Source organism: Spirulina sp. 06S082, from assembly GCF_034932145.1.
Lineage (GTDB): Bacteria > Cyanobacteriota > Cyanobacteriia > Cyanobacteriales > Spirulinaceae > CCY15215.
This window is the reverse complement of the sequence record NZ_JAYGHV010000022.1, coordinates 1-24,002: the sequence shown is the minus strand read 5'-3', so window position 1 is coordinate 24,002 and position 24,002 is coordinate 1. Positions and strand designations below refer to the sequence as shown.

At 42.6% G+C, this 24,002-nt stretch carries 22 protein-coding genes and 3 pseudogenes; 2 read left to right on the top strand and 23 right to left on the bottom strand.

From position 1 onward, the window contains the following. From VB714_RS03560 to VB714_RS03540, 5 genes are all read right to left on the bottom strand, one after another. Positions 1 to 1,382: adenylate/guanylate cyclase domain-containing protein (locus VB714_RS03560; RefSeq protein WP_323221246.1), on the bottom strand; the 1,382-nt coding region annotated here is incomplete at its 3' end. A gap of 155 nt (positions 1,383 to 1,537) precedes the next feature. Then, positions 1,538 to 2,704 (bottom strand): ABC transporter substrate-binding protein, encoded by a 1,167-nt coding sequence (locus tag VB714_RS03555; RefSeq protein ID WP_323221244.1) that lies wholly within the window; start codon positions 2,702 to 2,704, stop codon positions 1,538 to 1,540. A 29-nt stretch (positions 2,705 to 2,733) separates the two neighbouring features. Beyond that, positions 2,734 to 3,900: an ABC transporter substrate-binding protein gene (locus VB714_RS03550; protein ID WP_323221242.1), complete on the bottom strand. Its 1,167-nt coding sequence runs from the start codon at positions 3,898 to 3,900 to the stop codon at positions 2,734 to 2,736. A 277-nt stretch (positions 3,901 to 4,177) separates the two neighbouring features. Continuing rightward, a complete protein-coding gene (locus VB714_RS03545) occupies positions 4,178 to 4,405 on the bottom strand; it encodes a type II toxin-antitoxin system HicB family antitoxin (protein WP_323221240.1) in 228 nt (75 codons plus the stop codon). 31 nt (positions 4,406 to 4,436) lie between these two features. Continuing rightward, positions 4,437 to 5,174 (bottom strand): HAD family hydrolase, encoded by a 738-nt coding sequence (locus VB714_RS03540; protein ID WP_323221238.1) that lies wholly within the window; start codon positions 5,172 to 5,174, stop codon positions 4,437 to 4,439. Between the two features lie 174 nt (positions 5,175 to 5,348). Here VB714_RS03540 and VB714_RS03535 point away from each other — a divergent pair, with 174 nt between their 5' ends. Continuing rightward, on the top strand, positions 5,349 to 6,044 hold the full coding sequence (locus VB714_RS03535) for a hypothetical protein (protein ID WP_323221236.1): 696 nt from the start codon (positions 5,349 to 5,351) through the stop codon (positions 6,042 to 6,044). Between the two features lie 123 nt (positions 6,045 to 6,167). Here the strand turns inward: VB714_RS03535 and VB714_RS03530 are convergent, their stop codons facing one another. Genes VB714_RS03530 through VB714_RS03520 form a run of 3 tightly spaced genes read right to left on the bottom strand, consistent with a single transcriptional unit; the run spans position 6,168 to position 8,300 of the window. Further along, a complete protein-coding gene (locus VB714_RS03530) occupies positions 6,168 to 6,695 on the bottom strand; it encodes a Tol biopolymer transporter periplasmic protein (RefSeq protein ID WP_323221234.1) in 528 nt (175 codons plus the stop codon). A 5-nt stretch (positions 6,696 to 6,700) separates the two neighbouring features. After that, positions 6,701 to 7,264, bottom strand: coding sequence for a TolB family protein (locus VB714_RS03525; protein ID WP_416309595.1), 564 nt, complete (start codon positions 7,262 to 7,264; stop codon positions 6,701 to 6,703). Next, positions 7,215 to 8,300, bottom strand: a complete 1,086-nt coding sequence (locus VB714_RS03520; RefSeq protein ID WP_323221230.1) for a Ycf66 family protein — start codon at positions 8,298 to 8,300, stop codon at positions 7,215 to 7,217. The genes VB714_RS03525 and VB714_RS03520 overlap by 50 nt, the downstream gene beginning before the upstream one ends. A 185-nt stretch (positions 8,301 to 8,485) precedes the next feature. Between VB714_RS03520 and VB714_RS03515 the strand changes: the two genes are divergently transcribed. Further along, positions 8,486 to 8,995, top strand: coding sequence for a hypothetical protein (locus VB714_RS03515; RefSeq protein WP_323221228.1), 510 nt, complete (start codon positions 8,486 to 8,488; stop codon positions 8,993 to 8,995). Between the two features lie 66 nt (positions 8,996 to 9,061). Here VB714_RS03515 and VB714_RS03510 read toward each other — a convergent pair whose 3' ends face one another. The 15 genes and pseudogenes from VB714_RS03510 to VB714_RS03445 all read right to left on the bottom strand — a co-directional run. Then, positions 9,062 to 10,930 carry a BamA/TamA family outer membrane protein gene (locus VB714_RS03510; RefSeq protein ID WP_323221226.1) on the bottom strand — a complete coding sequence of 623 codons (1,869 nt, stop codon included), beginning with the start codon at positions 10,928 to 10,930 and terminating at the stop codon, positions 9,062 to 9,064. 287 nt (positions 10,931 to 11,217) lie between these two features. Continuing rightward, positions 11,218 to 13,209 carry a response regulator gene (locus VB714_RS03505; RefSeq protein ID WP_323221224.1) on the bottom strand — a complete coding sequence of 664 codons (1,992 nt, stop codon included), beginning with the start codon at positions 13,207 to 13,209 and terminating at the stop codon, positions 11,218 to 11,220. Continuing rightward, on the bottom strand, positions 13,190 to 14,788 hold the full coding sequence (locus VB714_RS03500; protein WP_323221223.1) for a sensor histidine kinase: 1,599 nt from the start codon (positions 14,786 to 14,788) through the stop codon (positions 13,190 to 13,192). Before VB714_RS03500 ends, VB714_RS03505 begins: the two co-directional genes overlap by 20 nt. 236 nt (positions 14,789 to 15,024) lie before the next feature. Then, the gene (locus VB714_RS03495; protein WP_323221221.1) at positions 15,025 to 19,128 is read right to left on the bottom strand and encodes a PAS domain S-box protein; all 4,104 of its coding nucleotides are present in this window, start codon (positions 19,126 to 19,128) and stop codon (positions 15,025 to 15,027) included. Between the two features lie 152 nt (positions 19,129 to 19,280). Beyond that, entirely contained in the window at positions 19,281 to 20,186 is a 906-nt protein-coding gene (locus VB714_RS03490) for an alpha/beta fold hydrolase (protein WP_323221220.1), read from the bottom strand. 60 nt (positions 20,187 to 20,246) lie between these two features. Further along, positions 20,247 to 20,945 carry a ribonuclease III gene (gene rnc, locus VB714_RS03485; RefSeq protein ID WP_323221218.1) on the bottom strand — a complete coding sequence of 233 codons (699 nt, stop codon included), beginning with the start codon at positions 20,943 to 20,945 and terminating at the stop codon, positions 20,247 to 20,249. A 206-nt stretch (positions 20,946 to 21,151) separates the two neighbouring features. Next, on the bottom strand, positions 21,152 to 21,385 hold the full coding sequence (locus VB714_RS03480) for an HNH endonuclease (protein ID WP_323221216.1): 234 nt from the start codon (positions 21,383 to 21,385) through the stop codon (positions 21,152 to 21,154). 307 nt (positions 21,386 to 21,692) lie between these two features. Continuing rightward, positions 21,693 to 21,851 carry a hypothetical protein gene (locus tag VB714_RS03475; protein ID WP_323221214.1) on the bottom strand — a complete coding sequence of 53 codons (159 nt, stop codon included), beginning with the start codon at positions 21,849 to 21,851 and terminating at the stop codon, positions 21,693 to 21,695. Further along, positions 21,841 to 22,074 carry a hypothetical protein gene (locus VB714_RS03470; RefSeq protein WP_323221212.1) on the bottom strand — a complete coding sequence of 78 codons (234 nt, stop codon included), beginning with the start codon at positions 22,072 to 22,074 and terminating at the stop codon, positions 21,841 to 21,843. Before VB714_RS03470 ends, VB714_RS03475 begins: the two co-directional genes overlap by 11 nt. Positions 22,075 to 22,231: 157 nt before the next feature. Then, a pseudogene (locus VB714_RS03465) lies at positions 22,232 to 22,456 on the bottom strand (type I restriction endonuclease subunit R); the annotation flags it as partial. A gap of 3 nt (positions 22,457 to 22,459) precedes the next feature. Then, positions 22,460 to 22,810 (bottom strand): type II toxin-antitoxin system RelE family toxin, encoded by a 351-nt coding sequence (locus VB714_RS03460; protein WP_323221208.1) that lies wholly within the window; start codon positions 22,808 to 22,810, stop codon positions 22,460 to 22,462. After that, the gene (locus VB714_RS03455; protein WP_323221206.1) at positions 22,797 to 23,033 is read right to left on the bottom strand and encodes a hypothetical protein; all 237 of its coding nucleotides are present in this window, start codon (positions 23,031 to 23,033) and stop codon (positions 22,797 to 22,799) included. Before VB714_RS03455 ends, VB714_RS03460 begins: the two co-directional genes overlap by 14 nt. Before the next feature lie 38 nt (positions 23,034 to 23,071). Then, positions 23,072 to 23,173, bottom strand: a pseudogene (locus VB714_RS27285) (restriction endonuclease subunit S); the annotation flags it as partial. A gap of 57 nt (positions 23,174 to 23,230) precedes the next feature. Further along, on the bottom strand, positions 23,231 to 23,458 hold the full coding sequence (locus VB714_RS03450) for a hypothetical protein (RefSeq protein ID WP_416309594.1): 228 nt from the start codon (positions 23,456 to 23,458) through the stop codon (positions 23,231 to 23,233). Between the two features lie 191 nt (positions 23,459 to 23,649). Beyond that, positions 23,650 to 24,002: pseudogene (locus tag VB714_RS03445) on the bottom strand (hypothetical protein); the annotation flags it as partial.

The window sequence follows — 24,002 nt, the reverse complement described above, 5'->3', positions numbered from 1 at the left end:
TCTTTGGGGGTAGGAATGCCTCCTACCACCATATAAGCATCACCAATGGTCTTAATTTTTTCTAATCCGTATTGTTCTGCCAACTCATCAAACGTGGAAAAAATATCATTAAGCAATCTCACTAATTCCCTAGGTGGAATTTGAGAGGCAAGAGCGGTAAACCCAACTAAATCGGCAAAAAGCACCGTCGCATCGGCAAAACTTTCCGCGATCGTCCCCTGTCCTGCTTTTAACTGCTCCGCTACCCGTTGGGGTAGAATATTCAGGAGCAAATCTTCCGATTTTTTCTGCTCATTCTCCAATTGCAAAATTTTGTGCTGCATTCTGGCGGTCATCTGATTAAAACTTATGGCTAATTTGCCGACTTCATCCTCTGTTAAAACCGGTGCAGTGAGGGATAGATCCCCTTGAGAGACTTTGACAGCAACATCGGCGATCGCCAAAATAGGAGCGGTAATTTGTTTGGCCAAAATATAAACAATTGCGACCAACAAAACCGCCAAAACTAATCCAGATAGTACGATCGTCCATACCAGTCGTCGTGCGGGGGCAAAGGCTTCCCATTGCTGCATCTCCACTAATAACCCTAACTCTCGCTCCTCCATCCAACGATAAACACCGATGGCGGGAATATCTGCATAGTTGCGATACAAATTTTTCCCATCTTCCCCCTGCAAGGCGCGATCGATGCCCCGAGAGTGAACACCTTTGGGGTATTCTTTCCGTCCGAAGCGATCTGCCGAAACAAATAAATTAAAGCGATCGACTAAGTAAGATTCGCCACTTTCTCCCAACCCCGTGCGCTCAAAAATGATACTGTCCATTTTTTCGAGATTTAACTGAGCAGCTAAAACTCCTACTTTTGTACCTTGACTATCCTGAAGGGGGGTGGCAATGGTCATGGTGGGTTTTCCTGTTGCGGAGGAGGGATAAACATTTTGTACAAATGTTCGTTGGCGGCCTTCCGTAAAATAGCGATCTTTAACTCTATATTGTCCTTCGCGATCGCGATCGGTGGACACTAAAATCTGACCGCCAATATCGCTCAAAATAAACAGTTCTAAAAACTCGGGTTTGGTGGCGCGAATGGAGTCTAAATACTCCCGCAAGCTGTTATAAACCGCCTCCTGGTCTACTAATTCCGGTTTGAGCAATTTCCCGGCGCGATCGCGGATTTCCGGGACGCGAGCGAGGGAAGCGACGGCCTCGCGCTGGTTATCCACCCATAAATTTAAGGCTTCTTCTTTTAAAGTTGCGGTCACTTCCAAGCGCTCAAAAACTAATTTTTCAATTTCGGCTCTCCCACGAATAAAAGCGATCGCCCCTGCACTGGAAACTGTGACCAGTGACAGGAGAGAAAAGGCACTAATTAGCCTTGACATGAGGCTTTGTTTCCAAAAATTCATAAAATCGAATCGGCCTTTGTGCTTTCTCGTGAAACTTTCCAAAATTATAGTCTTGAAAATTTGCGATCGCGGAATTGCGAGGGTCAAATTTGTAGGATAAGCAATATGCGATCGCTTAATTTAAGCACCATTTAAGGAATGCTGTCGGGTTCTATAATTTTGTAAACCGTCGCTTGACCTTCTTTAAACTGCATCATCAAAATACTTCGCTGAGGATCGCCATTATCGGGATAAAACAGTTTTCCACTCACACCATGATAGCGCTGAGTATTGGCTAATCCTTGACGAATCGATTCTGGGTCTATCTTTCCTTGGGATGCAATGGCTTGAAAAAGTAAACCCATTGCATCATAAGTTAAAGCTGCAACTGTTGGTGGTATTTCCCCATAAGCAAGGCGATAATCTTGAATAAATTGCTGTGTTTTTGAATCTTCTAATTCTGGACTCCATAAATCTGTAAAAAATGCGCCTTCTAAATGCAGGCGATCGCTTATAGGTAAAGATGACCAAGTATCGCAACCCAATAACTCAATCTTGAGATCGAGTTTTTGAATTTGTTCGATCTGTCGAGAAATTTCCGTAGGATAATTGGGTAAAAATAAAACTTCGGCTTGGCTATTGCGAATGCGATTGAGTTGAGCAGTAAAATCTGTTTCATTGGTGGTAAAAGATTCAAATGCAACTACTTTTCCGCCAACTTTCTCGAATTCCTGTTGAAAAAATTCCGCCAAGCCTCGATTATATTCGCTGGCAATATCATACAAGACGGCGGCTGTCCTAAAGTTTAATTCGTTGCGAGCTAAACGCGCGATCGCCTTCCCAGCAAAATCGTCAGTATAAACAACGCGAAAAACATATTTTTTCCCAGCAGTTGTTTCCGGATTACTCGACCAACTACTAATGGTAGGAATTCGTGATTCTTCCGCAATTTTAGCAACGGGAATGGCAATTCGACTCAAGGGCAATCCTACTAAAGCCACAACTTCATCGTGATAAATTAATTTACGAGCAGCCGCGATCGCCACATCGGGAAGATCGCGATCGTCTTCAATTAATAGTTTAACTTTTTGTTGGCGATCGCCAACTTTTAAGCCTCCAGTATCGTTAATTTCCTTAACAGCAAGTTCAGCCCCTCTGACTGAATCTCCTCCAGCTAGTTCAGAAACTTCTCCTGTTAAAGGTACAATCAAACCAATCGGAATTTCCGGCGTTTTTGTAGCAGGAGAGAAACAAGAAACAGGAAGAATAACCAAGAGAAATCCCGCGATCGCGAATGAGAAAAGTTTGCGCCACAACATAAGCGATTTAAACCGTAAAAAACAGTTAGTTAAGGATCGATTTGCTGATAAAATTCTAACTTATTATTCTTGATTTGTAAGATCGCCAAACTTTTTACGGGATCGCCGCTTCCCTCGTAAGAAATACTTCCCGTTGCACCTTGGTAATTTTTCAGATGAGCCAGTCCCTCGCGAATGGATTCGGGATCGGCTTTTCCTTGTTTCTGGGCGATCTCTAAAATAAGATTAACGGCATCATAAGTTAAGGCAGCATGACTATTAACGGGTTCTTGATAAGTTTTATGGTATTCTTCAAGAAAGTGTTTATTTTCAGGATTGGGTAAATCTACTGTCCAAACTTCTGCCAGAAATGCACCTTCAAGGTCAGTATAACTTTCTTCTAATAAAGACCCCCAAGAATCACCGCCAATTAAAGTAACATTTAAACCCAGTTCTTTAATTTGTTTCGCTTGTTTTGCGACCTCTTCTGCATAGTTGGGCAAAAAGATTAATTCTGCTTTACTTTCGCGAATTTTTGTTAAGAGAACTTGAAAATCTTGAACATCTGTGGTATAATTCTCAAAAGCAACAACTTGCCCCCCCAAATTTTCAAATTCTTGTTTAAAAATAGTTGCTAAATCTCGACTGTAATCGTTAGCAACATCATAAAGAACGGCTGCTTTAGTTATCTTTAAATCTTGCGTTGAGAAACGGGCGATCGCCTTTCCTTGGAGTGCATCGGTATAAATAACCCGAAAAACATATTCTTTATTTGCTGTCGTTTGGGGATTAGTTGATTTTGTACTAATCATGGGGATTTTAGCGCGTTCGGCGACTTCGGCAGCAGGAATAGCGCTACGACTGCGAGGGGGTCCAACGATCGCGATTACTTTTTCTTGATTAATTAATTCATTAGTAACCGCAGCCGCTTCATCGGGATTATCGCGATCGTCTTTAATAATTAAAGAGACTTGATATTTTTTGCCATCAATTTCTAAACCGCCCTTGTCATTGATAGGTTGAATGGCTAATTTAGCGCCGCGTTCCGTAGGATTTCCGGTGGTTTCTGCGGCATCGCCATTAAAAGGAGCAATTAAACCAATGCGAATTTCCGATGACTCGGGGACGGTTTGAGTGCAAGTTGCCAGTAGAATAACCAGTAAGCAACTCAGAGAAATGAAGGCTAAGAATTTTTTGTATTTAGAGAAATTAAACATGAGTTTTTGTGATACGGTCTTGTCGCGATCGCGCTGAGGACTAATTTATTATTTAGGTTACTATTTTAGCTCCCTAGAGATCGCCTCACCTTCAAGGATTGTAACAAAGATATATCTACATAATTGCGATCGCCAAATCTAAAACAGATCAATAAATATCCGGTGTGGGTTAATTTAAACTTCAAATAAAGAACGAGGTAAGTCAGACTGTCGAATTTCAACAAAGCCATTATTTTGTAAAATCTTGCAAATTTTCTTTGCCGATAAAACTCGTAGTTTACCCAACAGATACCTCTAGATGAGAGATCAAAATTTCATTTTTAAGGCGATTTTGAATTTCTGAAGGAGAAGCAATTTCAAGGAAAAGTTCTACTGCTTCAAGTAAGTTGGCTTTAGCTTGTTCGATAGTATCTCCTTGACTCGCAATATCTAATTCTGGGCAAAGAGAGACATATCCATTGTCTTCTCGTTCGAGGATAGCTGTAAATTGGTATTTTTTTGGCATTGCGATCGCTCCTTAGATTCTTTAATTTTAATCATAAAGATTCCAGTAACGATATATCTACATAATTGCGATCGCCAACACTACCGCGCAAAGATAAAAACGGGCGATCGGGTTCTCCTAAACCATTGAGAATTAGGGTTGCTTTGGCAAAATTATGACTTTTTGTATAATTATTGGCAGTAATAATCGTTTTTAAATTTGCCTCAGTTGCAGCTTGTAAACCTGCTTCTGAATCTTCAAAAACAACACATTCTGAGGGTTCTAAATTCAATTTTTCTAAAACATATAAATAAATATCCGGTGCGGGTTTTTTTCTCGGCACAATATCTCCAGCCCCGATCGTTTCAAACCAAGCTGGATCGAGGGTTTTTTCTAGCAAGGCGATAGTGGTGGGATAAGAACTGGTGGTGGCGATCGCCAAACGAAAATTGCGATCGCGTGCCTCATCGATTAAGCGTTTGACTCCAGGACGCAAGGGGATTTTACCCCTTCGTAATAAATCTTGATAATATTGCGTTTTACTGTAGTGCAAATCAGCGATAAATTCCTCGAGGCGATCGGGTTCTTGAAAATCAGAGCAATAATAGTTTAAATAGAAGCAAATGCGCTCTTTTCCTCCTGGGACGGGTAAAAGTTTACCGTAAAGTTCTTGTGACCAATTCCAGTCTAATCCTGCTGCGGCAAAAGCACGATTAAAGGCAATGCGATGCCCATCTCTTTCGGTTTCTGCAAGGGTTCCATCAACATCAAAAATTAATGCTTTTAACATAAGCCATTTTCTCGAATTAGTTTTAAGCTGGGGGTAATGAGATTGCCCCTCTCTATGACATTAAAGCAAATTTCCCCTTTTTTTAACTTTTATTTCAACATAAAGACTAAAATCACTGTGTAATATAAGGAGAAGACTAATAAACCAAAAATTTCAAACCCAATTATTATTGTTATGGAAAAGAATAAAGTTTTTCGTTTGATTTGGCGTTTCAATGCCATTATAATTATGGGTACAGGACTATTGGCGATCGCCGTCCTGGGATTTTCTGCCCTCAGTATTCTGGGAAGTATCACGAGGGAACGTCAAGTTAGTAATGTTGTTAATCTTAATCAAGAGAGTGAAATTGAAGAAGACTTGCGCTTTGGAGAAGTCAGAGAAATAACTGCAACCCCTTATTTAATGCTTCCGCTTTCTTCTCACCAATCTTACGATCGCGCTTCCTATCAGAAAACAACGGACTCAACTAGAAATTTTCTCTTTTTTAATAGCGAAACAGGGAAAAGACACTGGTTACTCGAAAGTAATGAGTATTTAATTATTAGCGATAATACAATTGCAGAACCTACGCTAGAAAGTCAACCCAACCCCGTTCTCGCGATTTTGTATTCTATTGTTAAAGAAGATACCGATGAGAATAAAACTCTGAATAATAATGACTTATTCTCCATTGCTCTCAGCAAACCAGATGGTTTAGAATATCGGGAAATATTGACAGATATCAAAAGAATATTGGGATACAAAGTTATCGATCGCGAAACCCTGGTTCTTTTTTATCAAAAAGAGAACAAGGCTTATTTTACCAATGTTTCTTTCAATGACTTTAGTTTTTCCCAACCCGAAGAATTACCCACTGTGGGCAAAAATTAGTGTAGAATTAAAAGATATTATTAGGACTTACGCAGCCAAGGAGCGAGACGCTCCCACTCCCGTATTCTATTATTGTTATAGTAGTGCGGGCATCTTGCCTGCTAATGGGTAAATCCTAATTATTTAATCGATCGCCTTGCCAAAACGGTCGTAAATCAAAATATCCCATTGTCCGTTACGATTGGCTTCAAAGGCGATCGCAGCACCATCAGAACTAATGTTCGGATGGCGTACTTCTGCTTGTAAATTCTTGGTTAAATTGAGGTTTAATCCTGTTTCGCGATCGTGGAGATAAATATCGGAAACCCCTAATTGACTCGAGGTAAAAGCAATATAACGACCATCTTCAGAAATTGACGGATCTGAGGCGATCGCATTTAAAGAATTTAAGCCTGGCAACTCTACCAATTGACGGCGATCGGCATCAAATAAATAGACATCTTGGGAACCATTGCGATCGGACACAAAAACAATATTAGCATCAGAAATATGAGGCATCAGTTCCACCGTAGGACTATTTAAACCCCGGCCTCCCGTATCGTAAGGAAACTGCAACAGTCGCGGATATCCCCCGCAACTCCCGGCTAAAATAGTCGAGAAAATAACTAAAACTCTCAAATATTGTTTCAGCAATTTAATAAAGACCCCCATCGCCACTAAAATAACGGTGTGCCATCGATAACATCCAACTCAATATCGGGTCCGCGATCCAACACCTCAATATCCCATTGACCCCGACGAGACGTTTCAAAGACAACATAGCGACCATCTGGACTAATTTTAGGATTGCGAATCCAATTTCGGTAAGAAGTCGTCAAAATATCCGCTTTGGCGATCGCGCGATCGTAAAAAGCGATCGCCGGACGACCGCGATCGCTGACCAAATAAACCAAATAACGCCCAGTTCTGCTGAGACTGGGACTTTCCGCAATTTGGCCGTTGCGAGTTAAGCCAGGTAAATCCAAAAAGCGTTTTTGTTGCAAGCTATAAACAGCAATTTGCGAAATTCCATTTCTATTGGTGACTAAAGCCAACAATTTGCCATCACCACTTAGAGCCGGTTCTTGGTCATTATAGCGACTGTTGAGGGAAACCGAACCCAGTTGGGGAGTAGAGTCCCCGCAGCCACCCAGCAGACCGATCGCGAGAAATAAGCCGAAAAAACCTCGCTTAGTAATCAAAGCGATCGCCTTTTTTGCGATCTTCTTCCCAGTCTTCATCATTATCGCTATCGTTGCGATCTTCATAGCGATCGCCTGCATCAGAACCCTCGAAATCGTCAAAATCAGCGCGTTCCTCATCAGAACCCTCGAAATCATCAAAATCTTCGTCTCTGTCGTCTCTCGCCTCGCTATAGTCCACATAATCGACATAAGGAGCAGGTTCTTCATCCTCGTAGAGGGGACGAGAAGAACTGCCGCGAGTAGGAGTAGGAGAGGAAGGACGAGAAGGACTCGGGCGCGATCGCCTTGGGGTTTCGGGGTCGCGATCGCTGACGGGAGGACGACGAGAAGGACGTTCTCGGGAGGGGCGATCGTCGTAGTTAGCAGGAGGTTCGCGATCGCTTCCCGGTTCTTCCCAGTCGTCTCCCCATTCATCATAGTTATCTGAATAGCGATCGGTATCGGGATAGGGATCATTCTTGGCGGGACGAGAAGAAGGGCGATCGCGGTATCGATCCCTATCCCTGGGGGATGGGGGGGGTGGAAGAGATGGGGAGGATGGGGAGGATGGGGAAGAAGGGCGAACACTGCGGCTGCTACGGCTGCTGCGGGGAGGTTCGCGATCGTCTATTCCCCTGCTGCGGCTGCGTCGGGACTCTTCTTCATAGTCGGAACGACGTTCGGGACTACCTCTTAATTGACGGCGGTTGACTCGCGCTTCCCATTCAGGTTCTAGTTCGTCATAACCCGGCTCTCTATACGCCTTATAAGAGCGACTGACGGGGCGATCGTCATCCACGATGGGGGTCCCGCGCTTGGCTTGTTCTGTGGCTAAACCGCGCAAACGCACGGTTTCAAAGGCAAAAAATGCAGTAGATGCAGCGAGTAAAAACTGACTGAATTGTAAAATGGGGTCGAGTCGCCAGCCATTAAATAAAAGAATTACGCCGCAAGCGAGTCCTACGGCAGAAAAGAATATATCGTAATCTCGCGACAATTCTGGACGTATAGAGCGCAGAAAGTATAATCCTGCTCCCGATACGGCCAAGAAAAGGCCGAGAATACTGGCTGAGTTCCACCCGAAATTGACCATTTTCGCTTTCCTCGATCGCGTTTTTTAGAGCATCTCCTCTATTGATTTTAGTCCGATTTCTGGCAATTGTTGAATCGATTTGCGATCGCCTGAATATTTTTTCCTAAAAACGGCGTTCTCAAAGAGTGCTACAAATTAACTAGGACTTACGCATTAGGGTTTGGAGACCAAACCCCTACAGGCAAATGTTAAAAGAATTTCAAGATCGAACCACGGGGTTAAATATTCACATTCATCTCACCTCGCCTTCTCCTTACCTCCTCGAACATCGGTCGCAATTACTCCCCGGTTTTCCCAGTCTGCTTGAGACTGTGGCGATCGTGCTATTTCAGGCTCAAGCAGAATTGGTGGCGGAAAGTGAGGCGATCGCCCGAGAAAAAGAGCGATTATTAGGGCAATTCTTATTATTAGGGCGTACTGTTCGAGAATTGAGCAATTTTCCCACGGAAATTATTTGTCCGCGATCGGGGTTTCCTCTCTATTCAAAACCAGGGGAACAGCATTTTGATATTGTGGCGATCGCCCATGAATCTCTCAAGATTCAATTTCAGCCAACGGGCGATCGCTGTAAGGTTTTGAGCTATTTAGATTGGCAAACCGCCGTTTATCCTTGTCTTTTTATTGCTTCGGCTTCTCCCGCTCAAGTTGAAGCCGTGTTAAACAATATTTATGGGACTTACGCACCAGCCCCCTAAATCCAACTGTAGGGACGTTGCACGCAACGTCCCTACAGTTTTTGGGTTGTTTAACCGGATTTGATATTAAAAACGATGACCAATGCCAAAATGAAGGCGACTGTCACCGCGATCGCTTAAACCAAAATCAGCGCGAATGACTCCTACGGGGGAATTAAGCCGAATACCCGCACCATAGCCGAATCCGATGCCTTTGGCGATTTCCTCTACCCCATTTTCTCCTAATGTTGGACTGGAAGACCCTAAATTAGTGCCAAAATCTGCAAAAAGCACTCCCGTTACCGGAGAGGCGAACAAAGGAACGCGATATTCAGCAGAAGCGAGAAAATAACTGCGACTTCCTCCCAATTCAGCGAAATCATAACCCCGCACGGAGTTAGTCCCCCCTAGGGTAAAGTTGCGATAAGGGGGAAGATCGCCAATAGTTGTTCCTCCTTGTACATTGAGGGCAATGACTTCGGGATTTTTTTCGTCAAATATCTGAGTCGGGGTAAAGTGAGAATAATTGGCTTCGAGGCGATTGGATAAAATCGTACCTTGACCCACAGGAAGAGATTGTTCTGTGGAGACGCTCAGGACAGAACCAGAAGTCGGATTGCTGGGATTATCGCGCAAATCGCGGCTGATTCCGGCTTGAACGGTCACGAGGTCGTCAATACCCTTTTCCGTCACAGAGAGGGCATTTCCATAGCGATCGCTCGAGGCGAGATTGCCGTCACTATCTCGAATGCTCACTTGTGCGTAATTTAATCCGGCGCTGGCTTGCCATTCTCCCACGGGAGCATTAAAGTTGACACCACCGCCAAAGCGTCCTTCTCGGGGGCGATCGCCATTCGCCAAAAGCACTTCTTCCTGAAAGTTCGTGGAAATACCGCGATTGCGAAAAGCGTTCACATTATAGCCAGGCATATCGGGGTTAGTGGCGCGATAAGGACTGCCAAAATTGCTGGAGAATTGCAGATCCCGAGTCCCCGCCGTAATTTCTAGCCCGAGGGTTTGACCAATACCGCCAATGTTGCGATCGTTATAACTCACAGTACCAAAAATCCCCGTAGATTCGCTATAACCGCCCCCTGCGCTAACTCCTCGCGCGGAATCTTCGCTGAGTTGGTAATTTACATCCAATTGATTTGCATCCCCATCAAGGGCAATATTGGCATTCTGAAAGAGACCCAGTTGATAGAGTTTGCGTAAATCTTCCTGGGCTGTGGCGACTTGAAAAACTTCTCCTGGTTGAACTTGTAACTGTTGTTTAATAAAGTCTTCATCAGTGCGTCCTTTGGTGATTTGTCCTTCTTTGTCGAGAAAAGTTACATTCACCGATCGCACGACTCCTTCGGCGACATCAATATTTAATAAACCTTCTCTAGTAGTACGAACATCACGAACTTGCGCGATCGCATAGCCGTTTTCTTCGTACCATTGATTTAATTGGGCGATACTGGCGTTAATTTTACTGGGGCTGACGGGTTGGTTGAATTGATCGGCAAAAATGCGATCGGCTGTTTCTCGATCCAACACTTTTGCATTCTGAAGGTTCAGCGATCGCACGATGGCGGGTTGTACTTCATAAACGATATCCCAACCATTATTGCTTTCAAAATGACCCACCTGCACATCGGCAAAAAGTTCGGTACTTAAAATTGCTTTTGCGTCATTTTGTAAGAGACTTTCACTGGTGGCGCTTCCGAGTTGGGTGGCGATCGTGCTAAGAACAATTTTTTGTAATTCTGGATCTGCGCCTTTGACTTGAATATTTGTCGCGGTGACGGCAAGATCGGGAAGGGTAATTTGAGGACGGGATGTATTAGCCGAAGCGGTTTCCGAGAAGTCGGGTAGGGCTTCTACGCTGAGATTAGAAGTTTCGGCGATCGCCCGAGGGGTGGCGATCGCGAAGCTGACGAGGGTATAGAGAAGAAGGTGTGAGAAACGCATGATTTGCCCTTTTTCCTGTAGGTTATTCTCTTTGACTATGGGGAAAGAGCAAGAGTTTCTCTCGGTGTGGCGATCCTTTAGCTGTCACAGGAATGAGATTAAGATAAAACAGGAGAAAACTAGTGGTCTGTCAAGGATTTTTTGGCGGGCAAGGGCGATCGCCATAATCCTAATCCATTTCAATGGATTTTTTGTATGAGACAGGGATTTTCAATATAATCCTAATCCATTTCAATGGATTTTTTGTATGAGACAGGGATTTTCAATCCCTGGCGGATCGGGTTATACTAGGAATTCTGATGCGATCGCGATCGCGTTAAATTATCTAAGAGGTAAAAACGATCCAAACGATTGACAATGCGAGTGATTAATTCCGGTTCAGTTACGGGTTTGCAGATATAGTCATCTCCGCCAACTTGATAGATGCGATGAATGGTTTCGCGATCGCGGTTGGCCGAAAGAAATAAAATCGGAATATATTTCCAAGTGGGATCGTTGCGAATAACTTGACATAGTTCTATACCATTGATATAGGGCATTTCCACATCTAAAATCAACAAATCCGGCACGATCGCATTTAAGGTTTCCCAAAATAAGCGCGGATCTCCCAGGGTCTGAATGTTGTAATCTCCTGAAGCAAGAAACTGTTCTAAACGTGCTAATAATAAAGGATCGTCATCGACGGCCAAAATGGTTTTAGGGGGCAGAGATTGGCGATCGAGGACTTCTATTACCTTTTCCAAAACCTGAGCAGAAGAGACGGGTTTGGTTAGAAAGCCTTTCCCTCCCAAACGCGCTACAGCAACTCGTTCATTAAAACCTTTCAGCCCCGTTAATACCAATACAGGCAGATCGGGATCTCGTTCGTTCAATTCCTTCAATAAGATTAACCCTTCTCGAGGAGATGCCGGAAAACCCAAATCGAGTAAGACTAAAGCCGGTTGTTCTTTTGCGATCGCCTCTCTCCCCCCATAAATATCTTCTGCAATTTCCATGCGAATATTCCACTTTAAGGCTTCTTGTTGCAATTCTTGCGTTAAAAGCGGATCGTCATCTACGAGTAAAACAACTTGAGTTTGAGATTGATGCCGAAATTGATTCTGAGATTGATTTTCAGAGGTTGAGGTATTGTCGATCGCGGTATGAGAGAAGGAGGATTGAAGAGAGGCAATTTGAGCATTGGATTCAATTTCTTGGCGCACTTGGTGTACAAGGGTTTGTAATTGCTGTATCTTTACTTTGGTAGCAGTTCTTGTTGATGTTTTACCGATCTCAATAAATGCTAATTCTAATTCTCGCGCCCAATTCGATCCTTGGGTTAAACCATACATCCCTAAAGAACCGATCAGTTTGTGTGCTTCCCTTTCAGCATTGTCCCGCATGATTTCGCTGAGATTTTTGCTCGACAGTGCCGCGATCGCCTTTTCTATCTCTTCAAGACGTTCTAAAAATGCACCTTTAAATTGTCCCCAAATTTGCGACACTGCATTTAATGTTTGTACATCTTTATCCTGTTCCTTTATCTTCTGTTTGCTTTGTGTTTCTTTTTCTCTCTTTCTCTCTCTCTCTTCTCTGATTCCTTCCTCTTCATTCTCAACTTTTTCATTCCCTATTTCCTTAAGTCGATATCCCATACCATAAACGGTTTCAACCGGATCGAAAGCCTGAGCCATTCTCATTTTACGACGCAATCCTTTGATATGCGCCCGCACGGTTTCTTCTCCTGGAGGATCGTCAAAAGACCAGAGATGTTCGAGAATGGCACTTTTACTAAAAACTCGCTTGGGATTTCGCAAAAATAACTCTAACAATCCGTATTCTTTCGGAGATAAAGGTAAAAGTTGATTTTGCCAACTTGCTTCGCAAATACTGGGGTCTAAAGACAAGTCTCCCCATTCTAAAATCGGCGCACCAGAACTGTTGAGACGACGTAATAAAGCTCGAATGCGAGCAAAAAGTTCTGGGACGGTACAGGGTTTCACTACATAATCATCTGCCCCAGCATCGAGTCCCATTACTTTATCTGCGCTAGAATCTTTAGCAGTGAGTAACAAAATAGGATTATGATAATTTTCGCTTCGCAAACGCCGACAAAGGGCAATTCCATCCAATTTGGGCAAACTAACATCCAGCAGCATCAAGTCGTAAGTAAACGATCGCGCATAATCCCAACCTTCTTCACCATCTCTTGCTAAATCAACAATGTAATTCTGTTCAACAAGAGCCATACTAAGGGTTTGAGCGAGGATTTCGTCATCTTCAACAAGGAGAAATCGCATGGGGAGCAAAATGAGGGATAAAATCGCCGTTACCGACTAGAAAAGAGCCTTGAGTCGGGTGCTTTGGAGTAGCTTGATATTTCCCTATTGTAGCGTGATGGGTAGACTGGGACAGGGGAATCTCAATAATAAATTCCGTCCCGCGATCGCGCTGCGATCGGCATTGGAGATTACCGCGATGTTTTTCAATAATAATTTGATAGCTAATAGAACCTCCTAAACCCGTTCCTTTACCTACAGGTTTAGTGGTAAAGAAGGGATCGAACAATTTAGTAAGGGTTTCTTCACTCATACCGCAGCCATTATCGAGAATGCGTATTTCTACATAGTTTTGCAGTTTGGCTGTGGGTGCTGTTTTGAGGTTGGTTTTAATTTGAATTTCTGGGCTAAACTCTTTGTTAGCTTGATATTTTTCCTCGATCGCATCGATCGCATTAGCAAGCAAATTCATAAAAACTTGATTGAGTTGACCGGGATGACATTCTATTTGGGGCAGTTGACCATATTGTTTGTCTATCTTAATCTCTGGTCTCTCTCCGTTGGCTTTAAGGCGATTTTGTAGAATCATCAAGGTGGAGTCAATACCCTCATGAAGATTTGCTGTTTTCATTTCAGCTTCATCTAAGCGGGAAAAATTCCGCAAGGATTTGACAATCTCCTGAATGCGATCGGTTCCAACCTGCATGGACTTTAAAATTCTCGGTAGGTCTTCTCGCAGAAATTCTAGATCGGCTTCTTCGAGGGCTTCTTGAAGAGGAGGAGAAGGATCGATAACTTGTTCTTGGTAAAGTCTAATAATATTCAGCAAATCCTGAATATAAGGTTGCAAATATTCCAAGTTACCGTGAATAAAATTGACAGGATTATTGATTTCATGGGCAATTCCTGCGACCATTTGTCCTAAACCGGCCATTTTTTCGCTCTGAATCAGTTGAGTTTGGGTCGATCTGAGTTCTTTCAGAGCTGTTTCGAGTTGACTATTTTGTTTGAGGAGTTGCATTTTCGATCGCCGCAGTGCCATTTCTATTTCTTTTCGTTCGCACATTTCCCCTTGTAACTGTTCTAAGGTACTCTGTAATTGTTCGGTACGCTCTTCGATCCGACTTTCTAATTCTTCGTTGAGTTGTTTCAGGGCTATTTGCGATTGTTTGTGTCGATTGACTTCATTTTGCAGAACTTGATTGATTAGGGTGAGGCGATCGCCACTGGGAAGGGTGAAAAGTTTGGGTAAGAGGGGAATAAGACGAAACAAAATCGCAACCCCTAAAATTGCGGTTATCCCTTTGCTCCCCATTAAAAATACTGAGGAATATACGGAGGATAATCCCATCCCCCCAGAGAAGAGATATGATGTTCCGCTTGCGATCGCAAATGCCAGTAGGAGAAAAGTAATTGTATTGCAAGGAACAGAGCGACGTTTAACGACGAAATAAACGAGAATGAGAGGCAGGGTATAATAGGCGATCGCGAGAGTAAAATCGGCTATGCCCTGTAAACCTAATCCATAAATTTCTGGGACAAACCCAAAGCTGCTAGGGAGTTGACTGAGTAGCTTTAAAGACTCGATATAGACTAACATTATTAAATTTTCCTCAAACGCTAAAGAAATTCTGCAAGGTGTAAAATTTGGACTTTAATTTATCCGTTTATTATGAACAATTATTGTGAATATCTCGTGAATAATAATTGTGAATATCTTGTGAAGGCGGTTCTTGAATTCTCTATTAGCAAGGAAACTTAACCTAAATAGTTTTTCCTTAATAGATTAGATCAATAGTAACACCATAATTGTAAAGAAAAATGAAAAAAAGTATCTCACATTACATTTTGCTCCGATTGTAGCCAATCCAAGATAATATCAACGCGATAATCATCGATTAATTGGCTGAGGCGATCGGCGAAAATAGTTTCTGTCGCGGGAATTTGTGCCACGAGTTCTTTCATTTGCTCGTAATCGATTTCTAAACTTGCTTGAGCCATTTCTTTCCGCCAATTGGCGGACATAATCTGTAATTGTTGCTGATTCAAATCGAGATAGATTGTTGTTGTAGAAGTTGAGGAAATCACCCTCCGTATTTGTTCGTAACATTCATGCAGTTGTAAATAAAATGTTAACTTTTCCCAGAGAATTTCTTCGATCAGAGGTTTGCCGATAATATCATCGCATCCTGCTGCTAGAATTGCGCCTCGATCTTCATCAAAAACACTGGCTGTAATCGCAATGATCGGAACTTTTTTCAAATTAACTGTATCATTCCCTCTTTCTTGTTCTTGCTCGCGAATTCGCTGAGTTGCTTCACAGCCATCCATTACAGGCATCCGAATATCCATTAGAATCAAATCGGGTTCCCATGACTTCCAGAGCTTTATTGCATCTACACCATTTTTAGCTTCACACACGAGAAATCCCACATTTTGTAATAATTGAATGAGCAATTGACAGCTTTCGATAATGTCTTCGACCACTAAAATACGATAAGGTTCGGATGCGCGTAGGGTTGTTGATAAAGACTCTCTCATTAAACCGATCGCTTGTTTCGTTTGGAATGGTGAAAAGGTAGAGTTATTCTCAGCAAGGGAAACAGGAATCTCAAAAGCAAAAGTTGAACCGCGATCGCGATCGCTACTAACAGAAATATCGCCTCCCATCAAACGCACAAATTCTCGACTAATTGGTAATCCCAAACCTGTTCCATCAATTTTGTGACGCTGAGTTTTTGCTTGTTCAAAGGGATTAAATAGAATTTCTAAATCTTCCTCTGCAATTCCGCATCCCGTATCTTGGACTTGAAAACGAATTTGTTGGCGATCTTGTTGGCGATCTTGTTGGCGATCGATAACAGTGGATGAGGGACAGGTAACAGATAATTTGACCCAGCCAAAATCGGTAAATTTAATACCATTCCCCACAAGATTAATCAAGATTTGGCGTAGTTTTCCTTCATCAATTTGCACGTATTGCGGGACATCAGGAGCATATTCGACGATCAATTCTATGTTCTTGGTTTGTGCTTTAATGGTCAACATATCCCGAATCGAGGTGAGAAGAGAGTAAAGATCGCACTGTTCTTCATTCAAGTTCACTCGTCCGGCTTCAATTTTTGACATAGATAATATATCATTAATTAAAGTCAGTAAATGCGCTCCACTGCGATTAATAATTTCGAGATATTCTTGTTGAGAGGAAGTCAAAGAATCTTCTTGAGCTAAAACTTGGCTAAAACCGAGAACAGCATTTAAAGGAGTGCGTAGTTCGTGACTCATGGAAGCCAGAAAATCGCTTTTGGCTCGATTGGCTTTTTCTGCTTCTTCTTTAGCTTGTTGTAGCGCCATTTCTGTGCGTTTGCGATCGCTGATATCGGTATGAGTTCCCACCATTTGAAAGGCATTTCCCTGCACGTCTGGAATAACTCTCCCTTGACAGAGAATCCAGCGAATTGAGCCGTCTTTATGTAACATCCGATATTCATCGATATATTCGGGATTTTCTCCAGCAAAATAGGCAGTCATGGCCGCTTTAGAACTGTCGCGATCGCCGGGGTGAATGTGTTCGATCCAAACTTCAGGATCGTTGGCAAATTCTGCATCACCATAGCCCAAAATGGCTTTAATGGTGGGGTCGATATATAAATCGCCATTTTGAAGATTGCATTCCCACACCCCTACTCCTGCGGCTCTAGTTGCCAATTCGTAGCGTTCTTCGCTGGTTTGTAATGCTACTTCCGATTGCTTGCGATCGATAATTAAGGCCGCTAAACGTCCAATGGATTCAACGATGGTGATTTCTTGGGGGTCTGGCGATCGCGGTTCGGTAAAATAAAAGGCAAAAGTTCCCAATATTTCTCCTGTATCGGAGATAATAGGTTCTGACCAACAAGCTCGATAACCGTGAGGGAGAATGCAATGTTTAAAAGGTTGCCAGAGTGGATTTGTCTCGATATCTTCGGCAATAACACGCTGACCGAAATAGGCCGCCGTCCCGCAACAGCCGGCATAGGGACCGATCTCGAAAGGGTCGATCGCCTGCAAGTATTCTGGAGGGAGTTTCGCCGAAATACAAGAATGCAAATACTGACCATCCTCTGATAAAAGCATGGTTGCAGTCGTCAGATCGGGCATGAGGCGATCGATTTGGGTTACAAATTCCGTCAGGACATCTGTTAAAGTGTGACCCCGTGCCAACATTCTCAAAACTGTATTTTGGGTGCTTTCGACGAGTTCCCTCTGTTGGCGTTCGGTAATATTTGCGCCGATGGAGACAATCCCGATGACGGTACCGTTCTCGTCACTTAAAGGGGTGTTAAACCATTCACAAACAATATTTTTGCCAGCTTTGGTTATATTGTTATTGATGCTGTGATGACCGCCACGATTATCTAAAAGTTTAACAAAGATTTTTTTGACTTGCTCTTTCGCGCGATCGGGAATGATGCAATCGGCAGTTTGTCCGATAATCTCCTCGGTAGAGTAACCAAAAATTTCCTCAGCACCAGGATTCCAAGCAATAATTTTGCGATCGAGATCCCATTCAATCGCTGCAACAGGCATTTGCTCAAAGAAAAACGCGAGACGTTGTTGGGAGTTCTGCAAGTTTTCTTCAGCGCGAACCCGTTCTTGAATTTCTTCTTGCAAGCGTTGATTTTTGAGATCGAGTTGCTGGGTATATTGTTTTTCTTTTTCTAATAGGTGAGTGAGAGAGACTTCCGAGGCTGCAAGTTGCAATTCTGCTCGCTTTCGTTGGGTTATATCGAGCCAATAGCCTACTGCTTCAGGCGTTTCGAGGGCATCATTATAGAGTAGGCGCAGTTCGTCATAAATCCAGCGATAAGTCCCATCTCGGTGACGAAAACGGTATTCGCAGGCACTATGTCCAGTAGAAAGGAAACGAGATAATCCTTGCAAAACGCGATCGCAGTCGAGGGGATGAATGCGATGCAGCCAAAAATCGGGACTCTCAAGATAATCTTCTACATCGTAACCCAAAATAGAGGCAACATTTTCGCTCACCCATGTTGTCTTGAGTATGATGGGTAACTTTCTCTGATTCTCAATTGCCGATTCTTCACTCTCGATTTCTGCTTTTTCTGCCAATAATTGCAGTTTGCAACTATAAATAATGGCAGCACTGGAGGTAAAGAGTGTATTAAAACGTTCGTTAACTTGTCGCAGTTGATTTTCTGCCAGAATGCGATCGCTGATGTCGGATTGTACGCCGATATAATGGGTTAATTTTTCTTGGCGATCGCGCACGGGAATCACGGTTAATTCGTTCCAGAAGGGTTTCCCATCCTGACGAGTATTGAGCAATGTCACTTGACATTCTCGTTCTTCCTCTAGTGCTTGTTTGAGTTCTTGTATTCCCGATTGTTCCCGATCTTCCCCTTGCAAAAAGGCAAAATTTTTCCCTTGCACCTCTTCTCTGGTATAACCTGTAATATCCTCAAAACCTGAATTCAAATAAATAATCGGATTGTTTGGCAACCGCGCATCGGCGATCGCAATTCCGTTTTGCGATGTTTCTACTGCCTTTTCTAATAGTCTTAAACGTTCTTCGTTTTCTTTGGCGATGGTAATATCTTGAAATGTAAGAATACAATTACTCTCTAACTTAACAATTGAGAGGCGAAACCACTTTCGCGCTCCATTACTAATTTGAGTGACAATTTCTCTCTCTAAAGGTTGTCCGGTAAGTGCAACTGTTTTGAAGTCCTGGAGGCGATCGGCAAGGGACCGAACAAGGGGCAATTCTGGCGTAGCATCACTTAAAAAACTATTAAGTAACTGTTCTGGAGAACATTCTAGTAAACGAGTTGCTGTTGGATTGAGCATCAACCAACAAAAATCAATAATTTCCTCGTCCGAATTTTGGACAGTATTGATGACAGCAATACCATCTAGAGAAGTATTAATGATGCCCATTAATAACTCTCTATTATGTGTCTGCAAATTTTCCTTTTTCAATGCCGGCTTTCTTGACCCCATTTTGCCCCTTCTTGGCGACTCATTCTATCCCTTCAGATGCACTGGTTTGAGTATTTTTCTTAAGTTTAACGGAAGGATTTATTCTGCTTTTATTCTCGTGCCAGATTCTCCTTGGCCAAGAATTCAAGCATGAATTGATTGACGCGATCGGGGTTTTCATCGTGAGGACAGTGACCGGCGGCGGTAATGGGGTAAAATTCTACATCTGGATTAGTTTGGGCGAGGTCTTGGTAAATTTTGGCTCCGGCGATCGGTGTCCAAGGATCGGCATCTCCCCAAAGCACTAATAAGGGACATTGCACTCGCAGTAATAAATCTTCAGGTTTTGGACCTGGGGGTGCCGTGAGGACAGAAGCAAAGACTTCTCGCGCACCGCGATCGCAGGAGGGACGATAAAGCATTTCTACCAATTCTTCGGTTATGGCAGTGCGATCGCGATAAACTTGAGTCAGAGTGCGGCGAATGCGATGTTTTTGGCGAATACGATTAAAAAGAAAAGAACCCATGAGGGGAGAACCGACAATTTTGGTAAAGATGCCCATAATTGTTCTCAAGGGAAAGTTTAATTCTTCAGGACGATGGTTGAGTCCCCCCGCACAGTTAATTAATACCCCACCGCGAGCCAATTCGGGATGATTCCCCAACATCATCAGGCTTAATAACCCCCCAATTGAATTGCCAATAAAGACAGTAGGAGCCTGAATTTTCTCTTGCCAAAAATCAAATAACTGTTGCTGCCACAGTTCAAGGCTATAATCCAAATTGGGTTTAGCCGATGCACCAAACCCAAGCAAGTCGATGGCGATCGCGCGATATCCTGCTGCGGCTAAAATGGGAATGTTTTTGCGCCAATGACCCACAGATGCCCCAAAACCGTGAATGAGTAACAAGGGTTTTCCTTCTCCCATCTCGGTGTAGCGAATATTATGTCCTTGCCATTGCCAGTCTAGAGGGGTGAGGAGGGGGATATCGGTAGGTTTTGCAGTTGCGACCATTTTAATAAAGATTTATTAAGCTCTAATTTTGATTGTAGCGTGAAGAGTTCCCCTCTTGATTCAGGCGAAAAAGCCCAATTTTTTGAGGGCATCTTCTGCGGCACGTTTTTCGGCTTCTTGTTTACGCTTATCAGTTCCAACTCCAAAGATACGCTCTTTAACCCGCACTCCTGTGGTAAATTGTTTGGCGTGATCGGGACCGTGTTCGTCAATGAGAAAATATTCGGGATTTTCGCCATACTCCTGTAATGCCCATTGTTGAAAGCGATTTTTAGAGTCGATTAAACTTTTAGAGTTAGCTTGAGATGAGGGAGAAGCGAGGCGATCGCTCGTTTCGACAAATAAAAGCTCGATATAGTTTCTCACGGCTTCAATGCCGGAATCTAAGAAATAAGCGCCAATTAGAGCCTCAAAGGTATCACTCAGCAAAGAATCTTTGTTGCGTCCACCGTCTTTTTCTGTGCCTTTTCCTAATCGCAGGCGATCGCCTAATTGAATCTGACGAGCAAAATTTGCCAGTTGTTTTTCATCCACTAAAGCCGATCGCAACCGAGTTAATTTGGCCTCATTGATTTGGGGATAACGTCGATACAATAATTCGCCAATCAGGAATCCTAAAATAGCATCGCCGAGAAATTCTAAGCGTTCATTATTATCTCCTTCTTCAGGGTGTTCGTTGACATAAGAACGATGGGTGAGTGCTTGCTTGAGTAAGTCTTGATTTTTAATTGTGGGAATTTTCTTCGATTTTTTAGGCATTGGTGTAAAAATTTTATATACAATAAAAATCTGCCTTCAATTCCAATAGAAAAGAAGGCACTTAAAAAGTTAATCCGATTCTTAAGACGGCTTTGTATTATATCGAGAAAATCAATTTTTGTCAATTCATTTTAATGAATTTTTGGCATTCGACAGGGATTTTAAATCCCTGTCGGATAATGGATGAAATCGATAATTGAATTGCTCTATTTGCGTTTCACACAACGAGAAGGCGGAAACAAACTATTACCACGTTCTTGATTGCATTCTAAGCAAGCAAGACGAAGATTTTCAAGACAATCGGAGCCTCCTTTACTTTTGGGAAGAAGATGATCTAAGGTCAAATCCTTTTCATCAAAAGATTCGCAACACCACCAACATTTATTACCGTACTTAGCAAGCAGTTGTTTCTTTCTGTTCTTTTTTTGTTTTGGGTTCACGAAATTAAACTCCTAAATTTTTGAAGCAATAAGGAGCATAAAAAAACGAAAGTTGTTTAAACTAAGACCGTTCCATTCCTAATCAAAGGAAAGGGGTGCGAGAAAAAGAGATTTCCCAGCGTTGGTGTTAGTTAGATTCATTGCTGCTGGATTTGTCCGGACTGCAATCCAGGAGCAATGAGAATAACCAACCATTTATTTATACTCAACCTAGATTATAACATCGCCAAAATAATTGTCAAGTAAAAAAGCAATATTGCTCAAAAACCAAATAAGAGGGACAGGGACATTTCCACAAAAATGCCCCTCAATCTCTTGAATCGCCGGGGGTATCGTCTGCTTGGAGTGATGTTATGAGAGGTTGTAAATCTTTTCTGATAGAGCGATAACGTTTGGCTAAAGTTTTGAGGTCTTTTTTGAAGCGGGGGGATAAATTAATGTCGATCGCTTGTTCGTTAATCGACATCAATTCCCTCCCACATTTTTTCGAGGGGAATCACTTCACCTGCGAGGGCTTGGCGCATTCCTTCTCTGATACCTGCAATAATTTCTTCGTCGGGGGTTTCGTAGAGTTCTGGTGATTGGTTGCTATTGGCTCGGTGGCGGAATTCTTGAATGAGTTGATAAAGCTCTTCTTGTTGAGACTCTGGAATTTCTTTGATTTCGTCAATGATTTTTTGGAGTAGCATGGTTCTTGTGGGGTGGGGTTTCTACATTTTGACATACTCTCACCGCTAAACACTTGGGTGTTCTAGCGGGAGTCCTCTTTTTGCATTTTGTAGATAGCTCGATTTTTGCGATCGCGCGGCTTTGTCAGTATCAGAGTAGAGATAGGCTTGGAAATCTGTCGGTGGGGTGGAGTTCGCGTTTTTTGGCTTCCAGGGTCGCTAGTTTTTGGTTACGGTAAACCAAGACATAATCGCAGGATTTGGGACGGCTGCGCTTTCCTGAACCGACCAGACGACCGGGGGCTATCATTTCGCGGCGGATTTTGCTTTCGGGTTCGACTCCCCAGCCTGCGGCTTTGAGGGCGGGGTCAATCAGTTCGGCTCTGGTTTCGGCTTCGTTCATTGACTAGCTTTGATATTGGCGAATGATGTCTTCGATCGCTGGGCTACTGACATCGGATTGATCAGATTTAGAGTAGATCGTTAGAAGGAGGATACCTGTTGGAGACTGGATATAGTAGATGACTCGATAGCCACCACTTTTGCCTGTTTTTGTGTCACTGTTTTTAACACGTGCTTTAAAAACAGGATAGCTCAGTCCTTGAATTTGATTACCTGGGGTTTTGCCCGTTTGAAGTTCCGTAATTAACGGTTCAATATCTTTTTGAATAGAACGATAGCGTTTGGCAAGTTGTTTTAGTCTTTTTTTGAATCGTGGCGTTAATTCGATAGAAATTGACTTTTTATTCATCGACATCAATGCCCTCCCACATTTGAGAAAGAGGGATGGTTTGACCTGCAATTGCTTCTTTCATTGCTTGGTGAATATCTTCAATAATTTCCTCGTCGGGGGTTTCGTAGAGTTCTGGTGATTGGTTGCTATTGGCTCGGTGGCGGAATTCTTGAATGAGTTGATAAAGCTCTTCTTGTTGAGACTCTGGGATTTCTTTGATTTCGTCAATGATTTTTTGGAGCAGCATGGTCTTTTTTGGGGTGGGGTTTCCACATTATAGGTAATCTATTGGGTGAGTTGTCCGGTGAAGGCTTTTTGTAATATCGATTGTTTTAACTCGGCAAGGGCTTCTAATTTGCGTTGATAAATACCTTCGAGTTTTTGAGATTTAGTGGAAATGATATCGTAAGGATTCAGGTCTTGGGGTTGACAAAAGACTCCGATTCAGTTGGGTTGTGGAATCAGAGATAAAGAGGTAGAATTGGATGCCCTCGTCAAAGAAAGAGCCTGTTGAAAAAAGTCAACAACAGAACGACCTTGAGCGCGACAAGATTGAATAACACTCAAAAGAAGAGCACTACGCTCCATCCCCTCGAAAGAACGAGAGCCACCAGAAACTTTACGCAATGTCTTTTCCCAATGATTTCCCCCGCACACCGGACATACTTCCACTTCTACTTTTTCATACCTGTCTACTCGTCCAAATCCTTTGCGGGTCTTCCCTTTTGGGCATCTGTTCTAGCTCTTCTTTCGTTTTTGAGATGGCAGTTGCTCGAATTTTCATTCTTCTACATTACGTACTCTTCTCTTTTTGTCAACCCCTCGACCTGAATGCTTACCTTTTAGTAATAGTAATATTTAATTTATTGTATACAAAATTTTTGACTAATCAAGTCAATTTGTTCTATGAGTCCATTAACATGAATCCATCCCACATATCCTGCAAATACACAAATTTTATTTTTGTCAAAAACTCTGATATGATAGACTCCAAAAACACTTTTGCTAAGAAATAAAAATCCACTTTTATCTTTGAACTCCAATTCTTCTAACTTGATATCATTAGAAGATATTTTTCCATATTTTGTATTTTTGGTTTTTTCATCAAAAAAAGTCATCCCTTCTACTTGTTTTAATTGCTCTAACACTTGTTCTAAATTTTTTGTCTTACTAATTATTGTGGTTGTATCCGGTAATATGATTTTTGTAATCCATT